15 protein-coding genes, 1 other RNA gene and 2 pseudogenes are annotated in these 19,928 nt (G+C 41.0%); 9 read left to right on the top strand and 9 right to left on the bottom strand.

Annotated elements, in window-relative coordinates:
• Positions 1-212: 212 nt before the first annotated feature.
• Positions 213-809: a LuxR C-terminal-related transcriptional regulator gene (locus ABZP26_RS11505; RefSeq protein ID WP_036953696.1), complete on the bottom strand. Its 597-nt coding sequence runs from the start codon at positions 807-809 to the stop codon at positions 213-215.
• A 374-nt stretch (positions 810-1,183) separates the two neighbouring features.
• Here ABZP26_RS11505 and ABZP26_RS11500 point away from each other — a divergent pair, with 374 nt between their 5' ends.
• Entirely contained in the window at positions 1,184-3,406 is a 2,223-nt protein-coding gene (locus ABZP26_RS11500) for a TonB-dependent receptor (RefSeq protein ID WP_013465488.1), read from the top strand.
• Positions 3,407-3,478: 72 nt separating this feature from the next.
• On the opposite strand, the gene ABZP26_RS11495 is transcribed toward ABZP26_RS11500, so the two are convergent.
• The gene (locus ABZP26_RS11495; RefSeq protein WP_013465487.1) at positions 3,479-3,844 is read right to left on the bottom strand and encodes a hypothetical protein; all 366 of its coding nucleotides are present in this window, start codon (positions 3,842-3,844) and stop codon (positions 3,479-3,481) included.
• A 49-nt stretch (positions 3,845-3,893) separates the two neighbouring features.
• Between ABZP26_RS11495 and ABZP26_RS11490 the strand changes: the two genes are divergently transcribed.
• Positions 3,894-4,439 carry a GNAT family N-acetyltransferase gene (locus ABZP26_RS11490; protein WP_028834019.1) on the top strand — a complete coding sequence of 182 codons (546 nt, stop codon included), beginning with the start codon at positions 3,894-3,896 and terminating at the stop codon, positions 4,437-4,439.
• Positions 4,440-4,550: 111 nt separating this feature from the next.
• Positions 4,551-6,215 carry a gamma-glutamyltransferase gene (gene ggt, locus ABZP26_RS11485; protein WP_368484959.1) on the top strand — a complete coding sequence of 555 codons (1,665 nt, stop codon included), beginning with the start codon at positions 4,551-4,553 and terminating at the stop codon, positions 6,213-6,215.
• Between the two features lie 77 nt (positions 6,216-6,292).
• Here ggt and ABZP26_RS11480 read toward each other — a convergent pair whose 3' ends face one another.
• Positions 6,293-7,495, bottom strand: a complete 1,203-nt coding sequence (locus ABZP26_RS11480; RefSeq protein WP_081875087.1) for an aromatic amino acid transport family protein — start codon at positions 7,493-7,495, stop codon at positions 6,293-6,295.
• Positions 7,496-7,796: 301 nt separating this feature from the next.
• The gene (locus ABZP26_RS11475) at positions 7,797-8,675 is read right to left on the bottom strand and encodes an OmpA family protein (RefSeq protein ID WP_290191465.1); all 879 of its coding nucleotides are present in this window, start codon (positions 8,673-8,675) and stop codon (positions 7,797-7,799) included.
• 471 nt (positions 8,676-9,146) lie between these two features.
• Here ABZP26_RS11475 and rnt point away from each other — a divergent pair, with 471 nt between their 5' ends.
• A complete protein-coding gene (rnt, locus tag ABZP26_RS11470) occupies positions 9,147-9,821 on the top strand; it encodes a ribonuclease T (RefSeq protein WP_013465481.1) in 675 nt (224 codons plus the stop codon).
• Positions 9,822-9,885: 64 nt separating this feature from the next.
• Here rnt and ABZP26_RS11465 read toward each other — a convergent pair whose 3' ends face one another.
• Positions 9,886-11,511, bottom strand: a complete 1,626-nt coding sequence (locus ABZP26_RS11465) for a DUF342 domain-containing protein (protein WP_368484958.1) — start codon at positions 11,509-11,511, stop codon at positions 9,886-9,888.
• A 249-nt stretch (positions 11,512-11,760) separates the two neighbouring features.
• Between ABZP26_RS11465 and ssrA the strand changes: the two genes are divergently transcribed.
• Positions 11,761-12,117: a transfer-messenger RNA gene (gene ssrA / locus ABZP26_RS11460) on the top strand.
• A gap of 111 nt (positions 12,118-12,228) precedes the next feature.
• Here ssrA and ABZP26_RS11455 read toward each other — a convergent pair.
• Positions 12,229-12,360: pseudogene (locus ABZP26_RS11455) on the bottom strand (hypothetical protein); the annotation flags it as partial.
• Positions 12,306-12,446, bottom strand: a pseudogene (locus ABZP26_RS11450) (hypothetical protein); the annotation flags it as partial. The pseudogenes ABZP26_RS11450 and ABZP26_RS11455, both read right to left, overlap by 55 nt.
• Positions 12,447-12,509: 63 nt before the next feature.
• Here ABZP26_RS11450 and ABZP26_RS11445 point away from each other — a divergent pair.
• The gene (locus ABZP26_RS11445; RefSeq protein WP_368484957.1) at positions 12,510-13,268 is read left to right on the top strand and encodes a sulfite exporter TauE/SafE family protein; all 759 of its coding nucleotides are present in this window, start codon (positions 12,510-12,512) and stop codon (positions 13,266-13,268) included.
• On the opposite strand, the gene ABZP26_RS11440 is transcribed toward ABZP26_RS11445, so the two are convergent.
• The gene (locus ABZP26_RS11440; RefSeq protein WP_016899261.1) at positions 13,261-13,896 is read right to left on the bottom strand and encodes an NAD(P)-binding oxidoreductase; all 636 of its coding nucleotides are present in this window, start codon (positions 13,894-13,896) and stop codon (positions 13,261-13,263) included. The two genes, ABZP26_RS11445 and ABZP26_RS11440, sit on opposite strands and share 8 nt — an antisense overlap.
• A 291-nt stretch (positions 13,897-14,187) precedes the next feature.
• A complete protein-coding gene (gene mnmC / locus ABZP26_RS11435) occupies positions 14,188-16,197 on the bottom strand; it encodes a bifunctional tRNA (5-methylaminomethyl-2-thiouridine)(34)-methyltransferase MnmD/FAD-dependent 5-carboxymethylaminomethyl-2-thiouridine(34) oxidoreductase MnmC (RefSeq protein ID WP_016899262.1) in 2,010 nt (669 codons plus the stop codon).
• A 179-nt stretch (positions 16,198-16,376) separates the two neighbouring features.
• Between mnmC and fabB the strand changes: the two genes are divergently transcribed.
• From fabB to ABZP26_RS11420, 3 genes are all read left to right on the top strand, one after another.
• Positions 16,377-17,588 (top strand): beta-ketoacyl-ACP synthase I, encoded by a 1,212-nt coding sequence (gene fabB, locus ABZP26_RS11430; protein ID WP_368484956.1) that lies wholly within the window; start codon positions 16,377-16,379, stop codon positions 17,586-17,588.
• Positions 17,589-17,696: 108 nt separating this feature from the next.
• Entirely contained in the window at positions 17,697-18,818 is a 1,122-nt protein-coding gene (locus ABZP26_RS11425) for a 4-phosphoerythronate dehydrogenase (RefSeq protein WP_262975977.1), read from the top strand.
• A gap of 45 nt (positions 18,819-18,863) precedes the next feature.
• On the top strand, positions 18,864-19,880 hold the full coding sequence (locus tag ABZP26_RS11420; RefSeq protein WP_013465468.1) for an aspartate-semialdehyde dehydrogenase: 1,017 nt from the start codon (positions 18,864-18,866) through the stop codon (positions 19,878-19,880).
• Positions 19,881-19,928 lie beyond the last annotated feature (48 nt).

Here is a 19,928-nt window from a genome sequence, read left to right as displayed (position 1 = left end):
CCGCTGCAGTATAAGACGAGTATTAACTTTTTTCTAATTAAAATTAATAAATTAAGTACTTTTCACTACCTTTTTGCAACAGGAACACATGACTGTGATTGAAAATTAAGGCTTTTATATTTTAAGGTAATGTAACTAGCTGAGTTTTTTGAATTATTTATGATGAGATAATATTTACTGCAGTACGTATTAAGTAGTAATTATTTTTTTAGTTATAAACGTGAATTTATATTTTTTAGGTTATCTTGGCACCAACGAATTGCTTGCTGTTTATTTTTGACCGCTATTTTTTTATAAATTTTATGTAAGTGCACTCTCACCGTCGCTTCACTTATAAATAAACTATCAGCAATAGCACTGGAATGAAGTCCGCTAAAGAGTAGATTGAGTACTTTAATTTCTTTATCGGTTAGGTTAGTTGTTTGCAAAGCGTTTTTTTGCTCTGTATCGAGCATTTGGCGCATCCAAATGTCACTAATGGTTCGTGGAAACCACAATTCACCTTGTTTAATTGCATCTAACCCTCTATTGAACAACTCTTCACTAGTATCTTGATAAAAAAGACCTTTTAAATTTGGCCATTCTTTGAGTGAAGCCGCATCGGTATTTTTAGGGATATTAAAAATAACGAGCCCTTGGTAATTATTTGTATGAATAAATTGGTTTAAAAGTTCGTAATTAGTAAGAGAATTTAGGGCTGAGTAGCATACCAACAATATGTCGTTATTCAATGTAGTAAAAAATAATGGATTATAGTGGTTGTTGTTAAAAAGCATGTTAGCTGATTGTGAGGTCTGTTTTTTTGTCATGCTTTTCACCTAAAAATGGTTTTACTGTAGACTTAAATATAAAGGGTCTTTGGATATTGTCATAATCTCATGTAGCTTTAATGTATTTTTCACAATAAATTATGTGTGCGATTTATGCACAACATGGCTGCTGGCTAATGTTAAAGTCTTAATTTAAAACCAAAGTTGCGTCATTATTGAGATAATTAGTTCAGATTAAAAACTGAAAATTAATTTTTTTGTATAAACTAAAGTTAAATATACATTTTGTAACTTTTATGTAATACAATACACTCCCAGAGGAAAGATGCATCTAAGCATCTTTTTTTATGCCTACAGTTTATGTTTACACAACATATAACGCATAATTAAATTAATACCCTTTGGAGAAAACCTTGAAATTACGCACACTCTCACAGTTAAGTTTAGCGGTTATTGCAGCCCTAACAACTTCCGTAAATGCACAAGAAGCTAAAACCACTGCCAAACAAGACGCGTTTGAAAAAATTGAAGTTACAGCACGTAAACGTACCGAGAGCCTGTTCGAATCTCCAACTGCAATTACATCAATAGGCGCTAACCTTATTGATAAAGCCAATATGGGTAACTTAGAAGACATTGGCAAATACGTTCCTAACTTAAACATTACTCGTTATGGTGTTGGTAACGCGGCACATGCTTCTGTATTTATTCGCGGCATTGGTTTACAAGATCACATTATAACAACCGATCCCGGTGTAGGTGTTTACCTAGATGGCGTTTACCTAGGTCGCCAAATGGGGTCTAACTTATCGCTTCCTAATGTTGAGCGAGTTGAAGTTCTACGTGGACCACAAGGCACGCTTTATGGCCGTAATACATTAGGTGGTGCAGTAAACGTAATTACTAAGCAGCCTGGTGATGAAGGTATTTTAACGACAACTGCTAAAGTGGGTAGCCGTGGGCGTATTGCTGGCGATATTTACTTTAATAATGCACTAACCAATGACTTAAGCATGTCAGCCAGTGCGTCATACAAACAACGTGACGGTGTAGGTACGGCGGTAAATTTAGCTAACCCTGAAAAAGAAATTGGTGAAGAGCAAGAGTTTAGTGGTCGTATCGCGCTTAAATACGAAGCCACCAGCGACTTAGCGTTTACTTTCTCATTAGATGGGGTTGATAATGAATCAGGTCAATCACCTTATACTATTGAACTAACAGATTCATTAGATTCAAATGATGTATTCAATGGCGATTTCCCATTATTAACTGAAGACTTAATTCCATCGAATCCAGATGATTTAGGCACAACAGTTGCCGGTATTGAATCAACCTCATATTCAGGTTGGGGTACGTCATTTACCGCTGATTGGGCAATTAATAACACGTATACAACTAAGTTTATTTCAAGCTACCGCACCTCTGAGTATGAAGGTGGCTTAGATGATGATGCATCACCACTTAACTTATCTGAGTTCCCAGAAGTAGGCGGTGCAGATCAATACTCTTTTGAAGTTCAGTTAAACGCAACGTTTGATAAAATGGACTTTGTATCGGGTCTATACTTCTTTAATGAAGATGGTTTTACTCGCTCAGAAGATTTTGTATTTAGCCCGTTTAACACGCCAAATGGTCTGTTAAATGATGGAGTTACTCCGTCATTTGGTGGCTTTGGATTTTTTGAAATTAATCAAGAAACAAACTCATACGCAGCTTACATTAACGGTAGTTACGATTTAACGGATGATTTAACAATTGGCGGTGGTCTTCGTTACTCAGAAGATAAAAAAGACGCGAATGCGATTTTCCCAAGCTTTTCAGAGCGTAAATACATTAGTGCAGACTTTAATGCAGTGACATGGGATATTAATGCTTCATATCAGCTTAGCAATAATATGAATGTGTACGGCCAAGTACAAAAAGGCTATCAAACAGGTGGTTTCCCGCCGCGCCCATTTGGTGGTCCAGATCAGTTTGTATCGTTTGATGAAACCAAAGCAGTTAACTACGAAATTGGTTTAAAAGGCCAAGTACATGAAAATGTGTCTATGATGCTTGCGATGTTTGTTACCGACTACACTGACTTAGCACTACCATTCTCAGATCCAACTGCGGGTGGTGGCTTTGTAACTATTGTTGAGAATGCAGGTCAGTCTAAAGCGCAAGGTATTGAACTTGAAACCACAATTGCAATAACTGATGACTTTACTATTCGCAGTGCGGTAGGTTATTTAGACTCAGAGATTACCGAAGTCGCCGAGGGCGTACAAGGTATTGGTAAAGGTGATTCACCAGCATTGACTCCGCGTTGGACAGTGATGGTTGCGCCTTCTTACTTTGTAGATTTAAGTAATGGTGGCACAGTTGCATTGAATGCAAATTACTCATACCGCAGTGAAATGCAAGGTCAATCAGTTTTCAATAAGAGTGAAACGATTGATTCGCGTGAGCTCGTTGGCTTTAATATTTCTTACACTAACCCATACGGTGATATGGAAGTGACGTTATATGGCGAAAACGTATTAAACGAAGTTTACGATGTAGGACGTCTACAGCAAACTGGCTTTGTTGGCGTTATGCGCAGTAATGATCGTAGTGAGTTTGGTTTAAAATTCAAAAAAGACTTTGAACTATAATTTATATTTTACTTTAAAAGTAAAACAAAAAAGGTAAGCCATAGCTTACCTTTTTTTTATGGTTAAAAATAATTAACCTTCTTTATGTTCTTTACGTGCCTGCTCAATTTCTGCGGCAATTTCACGTGCTTTTTGCTTGGTTTTTTCAGTCAGCTCGCCAGCCGCTTCTTTGCTTTTAATCCATGCATCAACAGCTACTTCTTTGCCGTCGTCGTACATGTCTAAGCCCATTTCTTTACTTTCTTCAAGTAGCTCGTTTAATGATTCATCATTTTTAAGCTCATTGGTTTTTTCCTTTACTTCATTCCAAGTTTCATCAAGCTTTTCTTTCACTTGAGCGCTTGTTTCTTTTGCATCTTGTTTTACTTCGTTGGCATCTTCACAGCCAGTTAACGTAATTAAAGTGCCTAATAAAGCTAAACCTGCTAATTTCTTCATTTACTATCTCCTTTAGAGAAAATTATATTTCAGAGGCAACTATACAACAATGAAAATGAACATAGCTGTAACAACACGATTAAGTTTTAAATTAATGGACGAACATGATTGGCCGCAATTATACGAGCTCGATCAAGACCCAGCCGTTATGCAGTATTTAACACAAGGTAAACCCACTTCGCTTGAAGAGATAAAAACAGTCAGTATTCCTAGAATGCTTGCTTATCGTAACGAGCAACAAGGGTGGGGGTTATGGCAAGTAACCTTGCGTGAAAGCAATACCTTTATAGGATGGGTGCTTGTTCGGCCGATGGGCTTTTTTTCAGATACGCCTGATTTTAGTGATATTGAAGTGGGCTGGCGGTTTAAGCAAGCGAGTTGGGGCAAAGGGTATGCTATTGAAGCGGCAGGCGCTATTTGTTCAGAGCTTGAAAAACAACGCCAAGTAAAGGCAATTAGCGCTACAGCACTGACCTCAAATGTTGGCTCAATTAATGTTATGAAAAAACTCGGTATGCAGCTTAAACATTATTATATTCATACAGAGGATGGCTCAAATTTAACAGCCGTACTTTATTCAAAGTCATGTGGATAATCTAACAACAATCCTAAGCTCTTTAAATGTGGCGTATAAATATTGACCTAGTGTTTGTTACTGTGCATTAATGTTTGCCATCAATGTATAAAAATAACCTAAGGATATGGGATGGGATCACTTTTTTCACCACGCAAGCTAATTATTAGCAGTGTCTTAATAATACAAGTAGGCTTTTTTAATGTAGCGGCTAAACAAAGTGCGGTGGCGATGCCCGACACATTTAGTGCCCACGCTGCAAAAGCCGTGTTAGAGCAAGGCGGCAACGCGATTGATGCAGCTATTGCTGCTCAGTTTGTATTAGCCGTTACGCTCCCCGAAGCGGGTAATATTGGTGGCGGTGGGTTTATGCTTATCCATAAAGATGGAAAAGGTGATTTTATAGATTACCGCGAAACCGCGCCCAGTGCCGCGCATCGTGATATGTATTTAGATGAGCAGGGGCAAGTAATTGAAAATAAATCTATTTACGGCATACACGCTAGTGGCGTGCCTGGCAGTGTCGCAGGAATGTGGTTAGCCCATAAAAAGCATGGTACGTTACCGTGGAAAGCGTTAGTGCAACCTGCGGTAACATTAGCAGAGCAGGGCTTTGTTGTGCCTGAAAAGTTGGCTCAGCTGATTGAGGACTATATAGCGCATCTAAATAATAAAAACATTAAAGTAAATTTTGCCAGTTATTTTGCTACAGCTGCGGCAGGTGCGCTTTTTAAACAACCAGAGCTAGCTGCCACACTCAAACGCATTCGCGATGAGGGTCAAGATGGCTTTTATCAAGGTGAAACTGCCGCAATTATTGCAAAATTTATGCACCAACATGGCGGGTTCATTAACCAAGATGACTTAAAACGTTATCGTGCTAAATCGCGGACTCCTATAAAAGCGAACTGGAATGGCTACCAAGTGCTTACTTCACCGCCACCAAGTTCAGGCGGCATTGCTATATTGCAGTGGCTGAAAATGTATGAGCTTAAAAAACCAACGTCCGCACAACAACATAATTCAGTAGGGTATGTGCATTTATTGGCTGAAATAGGTAAGCGAGTATTTGCCGATAGAGCAGAATACTTAGGCGATCCTGATTTTTACCAAGTACCTACAGCAAAACTACTTGCAGAAAACTATCTTAAAAACCGTAGTAACAGTATTGATTTAAAGGCTATTTCAACCACCGAAAATATTAAACCTGGTTTAAAAGAAAGCGAGCAAACCACTCACTTTTCCATTGTCGATAACATGGGTAACGCTGTAGCTAATACCACCACCATTAATTTAGGCTTTGGTAGTGGTGTGGTGGTAGAAGGCGCAGGCTTTATTTTAAACGATGAAATGGATGACTTTAGCGCTAAACCCGGGGTTATGAATGTATTTGGTGCCATTGGCGGCAAAGCAAATGAAATTCAGCCGCATAAACGTATGCTCAGCTCTATGACCCCCACTATTTTACTCAGTAATAATCAGGTGAAAATGGTAACAGGGTCGCCAGGTGGCACTACTATTATTAGCTCGGTGTATCAATCGATACTCAACGCGATTGAATTTAATATGAGCGCCGATGATGTGGTAAATAGCCCGCGTTTTCATCATCAGTTATGGCCAAAAAATGTGATCAGAGCACATGCCGGCTTGGAGCCATCAGTAAAACAACAGCTTATAAAAATGGGTTACGCAGTGGACGAACGCCACTTTGGTGATATGCATGTGATTATTAATCATAATGGCAAATTAGATGCGGCGTCAGAGCAAAGCGGTAGAGGAAAAGCAACCGTGTTTTAACGTTAGCGTTTGCATGGCAATCCCCCCAAACTCTTGTTTGGGGGGATTGCCAATAGAGTATTACTTATTATTGGGTATTAACCTATTGCAGGTATTAGCCCTGCCATTTGCAGGCATTGCGCACTAATAATTGAAATGCCACACAAAGCGGCTATGGCTAAACCAATATTACCGCTTCGTACTTTATAACCGCTTTTTTCAACACCTTGACGCTGTTTATACACCATACTCACCGGCAAAAATACAGCCAATATCACCAATGCAATAGCGGCATAACCTAATGCCATAATAAACCCTTGCGGATAAAATAAAGCAAACCCAAGAGGAGGGATAAAGGTAATAAATGCGGTTTTTATTCTATCTGCGCTCGTATCTGCTTTTTTGAATGTGTCAGCAAAAAAGTCAAATAACCCCAAGCTTACCCCTAAAAATGATGTTGCCAGCGCTAAATCAGCAAAAAGCTTAACGGCTGTAGAAACGCTCGTGTTGTTAGCAATATTTGCCACACTGGCTACAAACCCGCTTAAGCCTTCACTTTCGAGAAGTTGGGCTTGGCTCATTATGCCTTGGCTTAATACTTGCCAAAAAATATAAATAACCAGCGGTAAAGAGGCGCCTGCAATCATAACTTTGCGCAAGGTTTTTATGTCAAGTCCGACATATTTAACAATAGAAGGGATAGAGCCATGAAAACCAAAAGAGGTAAATACCACCGGAATAGCCGAAAGTATCAGCCCTTGCTCAACCGGCATTTCAAGTAAGTGCTGGCCATGCACATAAGGCGTAAGCATATAAAATAAGCTACCCAATACCACTATTTTTATACTAAACAGCACTCTATTAAGCTTATCTACCTTGCTGGTGCCTAAAGTGACAACACCTGCAATCACCACCGCTAAAATAACGGAGCCTAACTGTGGGGCAATACTTAAGTTAAAACCAGTGTTTATACGTTCTTGTAGCTGGGCTCCGCCACCTGCTATGTAGGCCGCGCATAACGCATAAAATAAAAATATCATTGAAAAGTTAGCCACATACTGACCGCGCTTACCTAGCCAAAGCTTAGCCAAGGTATTTAAGGTGGCGTCGCGAGGGGCGTATTGATGTAGTTCCAACATAAGTAAAGCGGTGTAGGTCATAAGTAACCAACAACCGATAATTAATACCATCGCGGTATTAAATCCAAGCCCTGCAGAGGCGATAGGCAGGGCAAGCATACCTGCACCTATGGTGGTTCCTGCAACAATTAACATGCTACCTATTGTTTTATTTTTAAGCACTTAATGATCCTGATCAAACGTGAGAGACACGCAAGATATAACTAGTTGTGTAAAACTTAAATAGTTTTGTCATAAAAGAGACAAAATAAAATGTAATCTTCTATTTACAACTGTATTAAAAAAGCCAAAATCATTAAAAAAGGAAATTTAACTTATTAATATAAATGAAAAAATAAAAAGCTAAATGTTAATAATTAAAAGGGAGGTTGTTTGCTATGTATAAAATAGGTATCACAAAAATGGTATGTATTGACCGAAAGCGTTATCCATTACACCGTCGGTCGAAAAGGAATACGACAATTTACATTTTAGCGATTTGAATCACTAAGCGGCGGTTTTTATCACGGCCTAAAATATTGTCATTAGTATCTACAAAGCGTTTTTCACCAAAGCCTTCAGTAACCACTTTAGCTTCATCAACGCCTAAGCCAACCATGTAATCTTTAATCTCCTTAGCACGCTTTCTTGATAAATCGAGGTTATTCCAACGACCGCCATAACTATCGGTGTACGATGCAATACTAATTGATTCTATACTCGGGTCGTTTTTTAAATACTCAGCAATTTTATCAAGGCGCTGCTGCGATGATTTGGTTAATTTACTGCTATTCGATTCGTAGTTCATTATAGTGAACGAAATATCTTCAAAATTGTATGGCAGCAATTCGTCTCGGCATTGTAAAAACGCCCAATACGCTTGCTTAAAGTTAACATTAGACATGCCCACGGCAATTTTATCGGCACTATTTTGCCAGTCTTGGTAGTAAAAAGTGGGTTGGTTACCTTTTTCAAGCTCAGTAAGCATTTCCCATGCTGTTTTATTACCTAATTCACCATCAAACTTTTTAAGTAATTTCATATCAGCAATATCACGGGCAGGGCGGCCTGCTCGCCAGCTAGGTGGCACCGCTTTCAAACCGGCAATCGCGTAATTTTCTGGGCGCACAACCATGTCTAAATTAAAGGTGAGATCTTTGTTTTTACTGGCTGATGCTTTAAAAACGGCTTCACCATAGTAGGGAACTTCATGATTTAATTGGCATTGTAAGCGAGTTGTTTTAACCAAGTTCCAGTTTGAATTATCTTGGTTAGCCGTGTACTGGCGCATTGCCGCAGTTGTATTCAAACTACACAGCACACTACTAATGCTTAGGCTAATAAATAACAACTTACACTTCATTGAGAATTCTCCAGTTATCTAGCTTTGCCAAAAAAGTGACAAAAACCGTAAAATATTACGCAACAGCAAATAATTCAGCGCAAACGCTAGGGTCTGTTGACCTTTCAAGGTTAAATTTGCAGCAGCCTGTTTGGTATTTAGGCAAGGCAGCGCCTATGTGGTGTGGTTATTCCCCATAAATAGGCGATAACAAAGCATCAATGCCAAACAGGCGCTGCCCGAAGGGTTCTGCCTAGGGGCGATTTACTCTTTGTTGCTCGGTTTTTACTTAGCCCACTAGGTTACAAACCTCGCGCCGCGATTAAACCGCCCCTAGCTTGAACAAATTTTAATCCGCAACGGTCAACAGACCCTAATTACTAAGCAAGTAACATGCCTATAGTTTAACTGCAATTAATCAATAAATCCCCTAGCCGACAGGCCACCAATTTTGACATAATAGATAGCTAATCCCTATAAACCAAGAATACTATGGCAAATACTGAGCAAACACTTTTCGCACAACGCTTTCGTGGCTTTTTTCCAGTGGTTATTGATGTTGAAACCGCCGGTTTTAACAAAGAAACCGACGCACTACTTGAAATTGCAGCATCCGTTTTAAAAATGGATGACGAGGGATTGCTTAGCATAGATCATACTGTTCATTTTCATGTGCAACCGTTTGAGGGCGCAAACATTGAACAAGCCGCCATTGAGTTTAATGGTATTGAGCCTTTTTCAGCACTGCGAGGGGCAGTCCCTGAAGAAGAGGCGATTAAAGAAATTTGTAAAGTAGTGCGCAAAGCGCAAAAAGCCGCAGGGTGCCAGCGCTCTGTGGTGGTTGCTCATAATGCTGCTTTTGATCATGGCTTTTTAAATGCGGCTATTGAGCGTAATAACATTAAGCGCACACCATTTCATCCGTTTGTTAGTTTTGATACCACATCACTTGCAGGCTTGGCATTAGGGCAAACAGTATTGGCTAAAGCGTGCCGCGCGGCAGGAATAGAGTTTGATAACAAACAAGCACACTCTGCGTTATACGATACAGAACGCACCGCTGAATTATATTGTTTAATTGTCAATCGTTGGCAGCAACTAGGTGGTTGGCCACTTGCTATAGATGAAACACAACAAAACGAAGACGAAGTAAGCAACCAAGATTAGCATAAACTCAGCTCATATTAATGAGTGTTCACTGTGTGGGCTGAGCCAGTCTTAATATGCGTTATTAAAACGATTGCGTTATTTTACCTTCACTGTGAGTGATTAAATGTGGTGGATAATTACGCGAAAAGCTAATTGATTCTCGTGCAATTTTAAGCTCCACCCCGGGGTGCATAAGCTCATTAACTTTCAAACGACTGAGCGCTAAAAGCTGCGCCATTTTCTTTCTTAGCAACTGCTTTTGCTGACTGATACTGGCGCTTCGGTTTGCTATGTGTTCTTCATTCGTTGTTATTTTATTCAAAAACTGCTGACGCTGTGCGCTTGCAACTTGTTTATTAATTCGCTGGCGCGCTTGCTGTAGTTCAATTGACTTACTGATTAAAACTTTTTCAAAGTCAGTGATTTGCGCTTGTTTTTGTTTTAGCACATACCATCGCTGTGCGATGCAAACACGGGTTTTAGTTCCTGCTGGTGCGCCCAATTCACCTGTTTCAATGCGCATTGCGTCTAGAATATGACCACCAATAATTTTCCCTTTAGGATCTTTTGCGCTGCCAACCCTAATTAAATTTCCAGCACTCAAGTCACAATGTAATGATTGGCGTTCTATTAATAAGTTTTGCTCCGTTTTTATGTCACAGTATTGAGAGTAACCAAGTGCAACGGTTCGTTTAGCAAAAATAGAACAGGTGAATGGCTCATCGGCTTCTCGTTTTCTGCCAATTGCCCCCTTTACTATTGTGATGGCGTTATTACTTTTTAACTGCGCCGATTCAACAAAACCTAAAACAGTAATATCGCCGGTAGCAGTCACGCGCATGCCATCTTTTATATCACCACTGACTATAATACTGCCATCAAATTCAACATGGCCGGTACTTGGGTCAATATTATGAAAACATAAAACATCATCAACACGCATACCACGGGGAAGGGCAACCGGTACACCAGTACAGTCGGCAATTAGTAAGTTGGGGTTATCGGGCGCAATTTTAGTACCGTCAAAAGGTTGTAATTTATGCTCTTTGCCAGGGATTGCAGTTAGCACATCTCCAAACACAGTAAAGCCATCAACTCCCGATGTTGCTGGAATACGCCGCATTAGTTCACACCCAGGTTTTACAGTAATAATATCACCTAGGTTTCTCATATCGACTTTACCACCGCCCTTAGCTTGCGGGCTAAGTACGCGGTCTTGCGCTGTACAGCAAAGACGCACAAATTTGGCATCGTTACCCACTTTAGGCGCGCGACCAAAGGCGACTTCAGCGCAATGCGTGCTTCCTGAGGGTTGTTCAAATTGTTGTGCCAATAACTGTTCTAATGCATGAGAGCTAATACCCTTTACAATCCCTGCCTGAGCTAACACGTCAATTGCTTGTTCCATGTTAAGTAATTTACCGCCCTTAGCAGTAATAAGGGTAGCTTCAACAAGCATATTTTTTTCATCAATGTTAATGGTTAGCTTTGCATCAATGGCTTGAGCAACCACCAAAGAGGGGGTCTCTTCGTCGTTATTTTGAGCAAACAACTTACCAATATTGCTAGCAATAATGTCATACTCGCAATATTCTGACTGCCTAATTAATTCAATAAGCTGTGTTGCAGTTGAGGCTAAACCTGAGACATTAGGGTGGGAGAGCAAAGAGATATGCCCCGTTTGCTCATCAAAAGAAAAAACCGACATTTATAAATCCTCTAGGTAATATGCCTGTTATTATTTTTTATATTGTATTAGACCAAGGTCTAGCCCTACATTTGAGCATAAAGCATCATACTTGTTAAGTAATTGTTTCTTAATTATCCAATATTTTACATTTAAAAGTGTATTTGATGCAGGATTAACCAACCAATAAAATAAAACGCCTAAGGTGTTGAGTATTGATGGGTTACTCAGTTATACTGCTTGCACGCTCTGAATGAGTAACCTTATTCAGGGGCTGATTAGGATTCGACGGAATTCAAGAAGCCCAAGGTGCATGTCGAGGTGCGGTTTGCCTCGTAAAAAAGCCGCAATTTAAAGTAATCGCAAACGACGATAACTACTCTCTAGCAGCTTAGGCTGGCTAGCGCTCCTTCCATGTATTCTTGTGGACTGGATTTTGGAGTGTCACCCTAACACCTGATCGCGACGGAAACCCTGGCCGGGGTTGAAGCGTTAAAACTAAGCGGCCTCGCCTTTATCTACCGTGTTTGTCCGGGATTTAAAGGTTAATTAAATGACAATACTAAACATGTAGTACCGACGGTCGAGGCTTTTCGGACGGGGGTTCAAATCCCCCCAGCTCCACCAATAACGGTTTTTAAATTCGTTTGTTTAAAAACCCTAAAAAAACCCGCAACTTGAGCAATCAGGTTGTGGGTTTTTTTATGGCTAAAATGATTGAATTTATTGTGCTTTGATTTATCTTGCGCTGACCGCTGACCGCTGACCGCTGACCGCTGACCGCTGACCGCTGACCGCTGACCGCTGACCGCTGACCGCTGACCGCTGACCGCTGACCGCTGACCGCTGACCGCTGACCGCTGACCGCTGACCGCTGACCGCTGACCGCTGACCGCTGACCGCTGACCGCTGACCGCTGACCGCTGACCGCTGACCCCGAACCCCTTACAACTAATAGACTAGTCGCTTACTTGCCTATTTTTTGTATTATGAGCCAATGATTAACTGCGAGCTTTGATATGGATATTTTTACAGCTGAACACATTTCCCCTTTGATCTCGCTTTTACTTATTTTACTGGCGGGGTTTACTTCGTTTGTATCGGCGGCCTTTGGTGCGGGTGGCGGTTTAATGTTGTTGGTGGTAATGGCGTCGGTTATGCCGATGGCAATGGTTGTGCCGGTTCATGGTTTAGTGCAGTTAGGCTCTAATGCCAATCGATTATTGTTAAGTATTGCTCATCTTGATAAGCCGATGTTGTTGTATTTTACTCTGGGTGGGTTAATTGGTGCCGGGTTGTCGAGCCAAGTAGTGAGCGATATTAACCTTGATAGCATGAAGCTGTTTGTGGCTTTATTTGTGATTTATTTACTGTGGGGAACAATCCCTGAATTTAATAAAGACTCACGATTAGGGCGTTTAATAGCGGGTTTAATTACGGCATTTATTTCTACTTTTGTGGGAGCAAGTGGGCCTCTGGTGGCAAGTTATTTACACATTAATCATTACGATAAGCTTAAATTTACCGCGACTTTTTCAAGTATTATGACCTTGCAGCATAGCTTAAAAGCCGTTGTTTATGCGGGGCTGGGTTTTAGCTTTTGGCAATGGTTGCCGTTAACACTGGCGATGATTTTAAGCGGAGCCATTGGCACTTGGTTAGGGATTCGTTTACTTAAGCGGCTCTCGGTGGCACGTTTTAGGGTTATTTTTAAAGTGATTTTAACTCTGCTTGCCATGCAGCTTGCATGGCAAGGGGTGAGTGTAATGCTTACTTAATAGCGGCTTTTATTGGTTTGTCTCCATCAAATAACTCAAAAATACGATTGCTATTAAATGAGTTTGTAGCAACGTGAAGCAATGCGTTGGCTACATTTTCGCGGCTAATTTTAGCCTTTGACTGATCGCTAGGACGCTCTGTTGTTACTTCCAAAGAGGCACTTTCGTCGGTTAATGTTCCTGGGCGGACAATTGTATAATTGAGTCCACTGTGAATTAAATGCTCATCGGCCATATGTTTTGCTACAAGATAAGGCTTTAAGTCACTATCTATCGCATCAGGATCGTCTGCACCAATAGAGCTGACCATAATAAAGTGTTTTACACCGTGCTCTTTAGAATAAGTTGCTGCTTTTGTCGCTGCCCACAAATCAATAAGTACGGTTTTATCTGTGCCTGTACTTCCACCTGAACCTGCTGCAAAGATAACTTGGTCGCAGCCATTAATGGCACTTGAAAAGTCACCTTCTAAATCCTGTTCAACAATACTTAAAAATGGGCTATCTAAATCACGCAGTTTGCTTTTGTCTCTTACAAGTGCAACAACATTTTGCTCATTTTCTAAAAGTAGTTTGGTAGCCATTTTACCAATTTGACCACTTGCGCCAATAATTAAAGTCTTACTCATAATTAATTCCTTCTCAATATAGTGTAAAGATTATTCGTACAAACAGACCTTGGGGTAGGAAATTATTTTTAAAGAGTAAATGGGATTTAAACGAGCTTATTTAAAAAAAACATATTAGTTAAAAGTTATTACTTAACTGAGTATTAAAATTAGCTATTTTTTAAGGCGTTTTTTAGAACTTTTTACTCGATCATTATACTTACTTCGGTTACAAAGCTACGGTGGTATAAGCCAATACGTACACTGCGTTCTTGGTAATTACAGTAAAGGGCTTTGTAGGTCTTATTACCTTTAAATTTTATTGCGAATAAGGTCACGAACAATAAAGCGGCCTGGGTGAATAGCTTGGCTTACGCGTTCGCTTAGTGGGCGAGGTTCATTGTTTAAACTACTAATTAGGTGCTCGGCAGATAGCGGTGCACTGCATAATGCTCGCGCGCCAAAGCCGGTAAAAATATGCAGGCCCTGTTGTGGTTTTTTTAATGCTTGGTATTGATAGCGCTTACCCAAACGTAAATTAGCAAATGCATGTGTATAGTCAGTTTGCTCCACCCATTCACCGGCCATAGGTAAGTGATCAATAAAACTACAGCGAACAGCGGCTTTAGCAGAGCTAATATCGCCTAAGCTGGTGGCAAATTCAGTGTTGTTATAAAAGCTCAGCAGTTGCTCGCGGTTAGTGTGGTTGTCTTGCTCGGTCACTTCACGGCTTTTACTGTTTTTTTCAAAGGTGGCGCCCATACAATGGTGATCTAAATAAGCGGGGGTGAAATACCCCTTATGACACAACACGGTTTTTAGCTTACGTGATTGCGTGCTTGCTTGAACATGTGACACCTGTCCGCGTACGCCAACAATAGGGAGCGTTTTAGTTTGCGCAAATGCATCGCTGTGTTCACCGGCGCAAATAATCACATCGCTAAAAGGGCCAAATGTTTGTTTTTGCGTGGTTAAGTACCAGCCATCGGGTTGTTTGTTAAGTTGCTCAATGTGGCAATTAAATAGGCTCTCAAACTCATTTAATTGCTGTGCGGCATCTAACATAGCACTGACTAACTGCGGGGGATTAACCCAGCCGCCTTGTTCAAAAAACACCCCTGAGTAACCTGTTTTAACCCCAGCAATAGCATCACCCTCATCAGCAGTCACATTTCGCATAAGCTGCTCTGGCCACAGTTGTTTATCAGAGAGATTTTGATGACGCTCTGCCAATGGTTTTTTTACTGCATGTTGCAGCACACCACACCACTGGTGATCAAACAAAAAGCCATTGTTGAGTAATTGATTGTAAAGCCGCTTTGCGTATAAAAAACTATGGGCAAATAGTTCACTGTGTGGCGAATTTTTTGCTTGTAAATGCGGATATATCGCCCCTTGTACATTGTGAGATGCCCCCATGGCCGGTTGTTTATCTTGGCAAAATAAGTGGCTTGGTATACCGCGTTTCGCAAGGCTATAAAGAATACAACTGCTGGCTATACCACCGCCAATAACAGCCACATTGGTAAGGGGAGAGAAGTGATGCTCAAAATAGGCGGGGGCCGATTGTTTTGAATTAGCCTGAGCGAGTGTGCCAACTAGCATCTCTCGTTTTCGGCCAAAGCCTTTAGCTTTTTGCATGCTAAAGCCCGCTTCAATTAAACCACGGCGAACAAAGCCCGCAGCGGTAAACGTGGCTAATGTCGCGTTGCATCTGGAAATATCAACCATGGCGTTAAATACACTTTGCTGCCACATGTCGGGGTTTTTACTCGGTGCAAAACCATCTAAAAACCATGCGTCAACGAGTCCACTTTGTGGGTAGCTCATGCTATTAATACATTCCAGCACATCACCAAAGTAGAGGTCGAGCACCACAAGGCCATTGGCAAATTCAAGGCGATGACAACCGGTTAAATTAATCGGGTAGTGGGAGACGAGTTGGGCGCTTAAATGACTTAAACTAGGCCAAGCTTGCAAGGCTTGTTTTAAATCATTTACGCTAAGTGGATATTTTTCAAAAGAAATAAAATGCAGTCGTTGCACGTTATTAGACTGTTGACTTTGAACTTGTGGGCATTGCAGGTGGTCATAAAACTGCTGCCATGCATTTAAAAAATTAAGCCCTGTACCAAAACCGGTTTCGGCTATAACAAAGTGCTCACGGTCATGATTTTGTAACCGTGACTCTATATTGTTTTGTCGATAAAACACATAATGAGATTCAGCGAGGCCGTCGTCATTAGAAAAATAAACATCATCAAAGTCATTAGCAACCGGTGTCCCTAAATCATTAAAGTGTATGTGGGCGTTTTTTATCATGACCAATTCAATTTTATAGATAATTTTTTAATTATTTTACGTGTTTTCTTTGAAATAGTCTGGCGTTATTTATAAGCTGTAGGTTCAGAGTACAAGTGTACGCTAGAAAGCTGACCACTTAGGTGATTAAATTCGCGTAAAATAGAACACAATTAAGTATTAAGCTAAGGGAATTACCCATGAGAAGAGCCGTAATAACAGGCATCGGTGTTGTATCAAGCATCGGCAATAATAAAGAAGAAGTATTAGAGTCACTAAGAGCGGGTAAAAGCGGTATTGCTTTTAACCAAGAATTTGCTGATTACAAATTGCGCAGCAATGTATCAGGTAAAATTGATATTGATGTTAAAGAGCATGTTGACCGCAAAGCAATGCGCTTTATGGGTGATGCAGCGGCTTATTCTTATATTTCAATGGCACAAGCGATTGAAGATGCGGGCCTTAGCGACGAACAAGTATCAAACGAGCGCACTGGTTTATTAGTGGGTTCTGGCGGCGGTTCATCAAAGTGGCAAGTAGAAGCGGCCGATATCCTTCGCGAAAAAGGCGTTAAGCGCGTTGGCCCTTACATGGTGCCACGTACTATGGCGAGCACCACCTCGGCTTGTTTAGCAACGCCATTTAAAATTAAAGGCGTTAACTATTCAATTAGCTCTGCGTGTGCAACCTCTGCGCATTGTATTGGCCATGCCGTTGAGCAAATTCAACTAGGCAAGCAAGACGTTATTTTTGCAGGTGGTGGTGAAGAACTTCACTGGACGCTAGCGATGGAATTTGACGCTATGGGCGCGCTTTCGACTAAATATAACGACACACCTGAAAAAGCATCACGTACATACGATGCTAACCGTGATGGTTTTGTGATTTCAGCCGGTGGCGGTATTGTGGTTGTTGAAGAGCTAGAACACGCACTTGCACGTGGCGCGCACATTTATGCTGAAATTACCGGTTACGGCGCAACCTCAGATGGTTACGACATGGTTGCACCATCGGGTGAGGGCGCAGTACGTTGTATGCGCCAAGCAATGCAAAACGTTGAGAGCATTGATTACTTGAATACCCATGGTACGTCAACACCCGTAGGCGATGTGAAAGAGCTGGGCGCTATTCAAGAAGTATTTGGTGGTAACTCGCCAATGATCAGCGCAACTAAAGCAATGACAGGCCATGCACTGGGTGCGGCAGGTGTACACGAAGCCATCTTTTCATTGCTAATGCTTGAGCATGGTTTTGTTGCGCCATCTATCAATATTGATGAGCTTGATGAGCAAGCAGCGGGCTTGAACATTGTAACTGAAGCCAAAGACGTTGAACTAAATACGGTTATGTCTAACAGTTTTGGTTTTGGCGGCACCAATGCCACATTAGTAATGAGCAAATACAAAGGCTAAGTAAACCTTTAACTATTTTAAAGCCGAGCAAAATGCTCGGCTTTTTCGTTTGTGCAAATAGGCGGTTGTTCGTTACAATAGAGCCTCATTTTGCCAAACGGATTCACAATGAAAATTCTTGCCGATCAAAATATGCCTTTAGTTGAGCAATTCTTTAAAGATATGGGTGAGGTTGAACGATTTGATGGCAGGCAATTAACTCCAGAACAACTCATTGATGTTGATGTATTACTCACTCGTTCAGTCACGCAGGTCAATAGTGAATTATTAGCACAGGCTAATAAGCTAAGCTTTGTAGGTACAGCCACTATTGGTGTGGATCATATTGATACCGATTTGCTCAACGCAAAAAATATTGCTTTTACCAGTGCACCAGGCTGCAATGCGATTGCGGTTGCTGAATATGTGATCAGTAGTTTATTTGCATTAAGTCAAGAAAACGCCAGCCCATTAAGCGGAAAAACAATTGGTATTGTGGGTGTGGGTAATATTGGTAGTTGCCTCGCGCACAAGCTAAAAGCACTTAACGTTAATTTACTATTGTGCGACCCAATAAAGCATGAGCAAGGGCTATTACCCGAGCACGTTGAGCTTGATGAGCTATTAGCGCAGTCAGATATAGTCACGTTTCATGTGCCGTTAGTAAAAACAGGTACGCATAAAACACTGCACATGCTTGATAAAAAGCGCTTAACTACGCTTAAACCTGGGCTTACTTTAATTAACGCCAGCAGAGGTGATGTGATTGATAATCAAGCATTACTTGAGGTGATGGAAGCCGGCGCTGAGCTCGATTTAGTGTTGGATGTGTGGGAAAACGAACCTAACATTTTAACCGAGTTACTTGAGCATGTTCGCTATGCCAGTGTGCACATTGCCGGACATACTCTTGAGGGTAAAGCTCGGGGTACACAAATGTTGTATCAAAGCTTGTGTGAGCTAAAAGGGGTTAACGCAATAAAATCGCTTGATGATTTTTTACCGCCTCCTGCAATTAAAAAAGTCGCCCTAGGAAGTAGTTTTAGCGAAACAGATATAGCCCGTTTAGTGCACTTAGTTTATGACGTACGCCGTGATGATGGCATTTTACTGCGTCACTTGGCCGATGAAGGCTTTGACAGTTTACGAAAAAATTATCCAACCCGACGTGAATTTAGCACCGTGGTGGTTGAAGGTGATAGCACCGAGCTTGCTGCACTTGCGCAGCTTGGTTTTACTACAGCAAACTAATTTAATTAGCACGGTTGTTTTAATCGTGCTTACAGAGGATGAAATATGTCGCAAAAATATAACGTTGCCGTACTCGGCGCTACAGGCCTTGTAGGTCGTCAAATCATTGAAACTTTGGAAGATCGTAAATTTCCGGTCGATCAGCTGTTTTTATTAGCAAGCAGCCGCAGTGCTGGCGAAGATATAAAGTTTCGTGGTGAGACCATAGAAGTACGTGATGTTGAAGGCTTTGACTTTAGCCAAGCGCATATCGGTTTATTTTCTGCTGGTGGCAGTGTATCTGAAAAATATGCCCCTATTGCCGCAGACGCTGGCTGTATCGTTATTGATAACACATCGCACTTTAGAAATGACTTTGAAGTGCCGCTCATTGTGCCAGAAGTAAATGCATCGAGTTTAGCCGATTTTAGAAATCGTAATATTATTGCCAACCCTAATTGTTCAACCATTCAAATGATGCTTGCGCTTAAGCCTATTTATGATGCATACGGCATTGATCGTATTAACGTTTCAACTTACCAAGCGGTGTCGGGAGCGGGTAAAGAGGCAGTTGATGAACTGGCTAAACAAACTGCAAATTTAATGAATGCACGCCCAATGGAAAACGAAATATTTCCTAAGCAAATTGCGTTTAATGTAATACCGCAAATCGATAGCTTTGAAGATAACGGCTATACGCGCGAAGAAATGAAAATGGTAAACGAAACGCATAAAATTTTAGGCGATACAACCATTGCGGTAAACCCGACTTGTGTTCGCGTCCCTGTATTTTTTGGTCATTCTGAGTCAATTAATATTGAAACGCGTATGCCTTATGATTTTGAGCATGTAAAGCAACTCTTGAGTGATGCGCCAGGTGTTGAGCTAATTGATGATGCTGGCGACTACCCAACGGCTGTGTCGGATGCCAGTGGTAATGATACTGTTTATATCGGCCGTTTACGTGCTGATATTTCACACCCACATGGATTAAATATGTGGGTAGTAAGTGATAATACCCGTAAAGGGGCTGCAACCAATAGTGTACAAATAGCAGAAGAACTGATTGCTAATTATATGTAATTAGCCTGAAAATAGTGATAATTTCAATAAACGGCAAACCACAGTGGT

The sequence above is a fragment of the Pseudoalteromonas sp. SD03 genome (assembly GCF_040937955.1).
GTDB classification, from domain to species: domain Bacteria; phylum Pseudomonadota; class Gammaproteobacteria; order Enterobacterales; family Alteromonadaceae; genus Pseudoalteromonas; species Pseudoalteromonas tetraodonis.
Note: the sequence above shows the minus strand (reverse complement) of the source record. Positions and strands in the feature narration are given on the sequence as shown.

Bases quoted from the DNA above. Each gene is read 5' to 3' on its own strand.
- ABZP26_RS11505 (WP_036953696.1), bottom strand. From the start codon at position 809: ATGACAAAAAAACAGACCTCACAATCAGCTAACATGCTTTTTAACAAC.
- ABZP26_RS11495 (WP_013465487.1), bottom strand. From the start codon at position 3,844: ATGAAGAAATTAGCAGGTTTAGCTTTATTAGGCACTTTAATTACGTTA.
- ABZP26_RS11490 (WP_028834019.1), top strand. From the start codon at position 3,894: ATGAAAATGAACATAGCTGTAACAACACGATTAAGTTTTAAATTAATG.
- ggt (WP_368484959.1), top strand. From the start codon at position 4,551: ATGGGATCACTTTTTTCACCACGCAAGCTAATTATTAGCAGTGTCTTA.
- ABZP26_RS11475 (WP_290191465.1), bottom strand. From the start codon at position 8,675: ATGAAGTGTAAGTTGTTATTTATTAGCCTAAGCATTAGTAGTGTGCTG.
- rnt (WP_013465481.1), top strand. From the start codon at position 9,147: ATGGCAAATACTGAGCAAACACTTTTCGCACAACGCTTTCGTGGCTTT.
- ABZP26_RS11465 (WP_368484958.1), bottom strand. From the start codon at position 11,511: ATGTCGGTTTTTTCTTTTGATGAGCAAACGGGGCATATCTCTTTGCTC.
- ABZP26_RS11445 (WP_368484957.1), top strand. From the start codon at position 12,510: ATGGATATTTTTACAGCTGAACACATTTCCCCTTTGATCTCGCTTTTA.
- ABZP26_RS11440 (WP_016899261.1), bottom strand. From the start codon at position 13,896: ATGAGTAAGACTTTAATTATTGGCGCAAGTGGTCAAATTGGTAAAATG.
- mnmC (WP_016899262.1), bottom strand. From the start codon at position 16,197: ATGATAAAAAACGCCCACATACACTTTAATGATTTAGGGACACCGGTT.
- fabB (WP_368484956.1), top strand. From the start codon at position 16,377: ATGAGAAGAGCCGTAATAACAGGCATCGGTGTTGTATCAAGCATCGGC.
- ABZP26_RS11425 (WP_262975977.1), top strand. From the start codon at position 17,697: ATGAAAATTCTTGCCGATCAAAATATGCCTTTAGTTGAGCAATTCTTT.
- ABZP26_RS11420 (WP_013465468.1), top strand. From the start codon at position 18,864: ATGTCGCAAAAATATAACGTTGCCGTACTCGGCGCTACAGGCCTTGTA.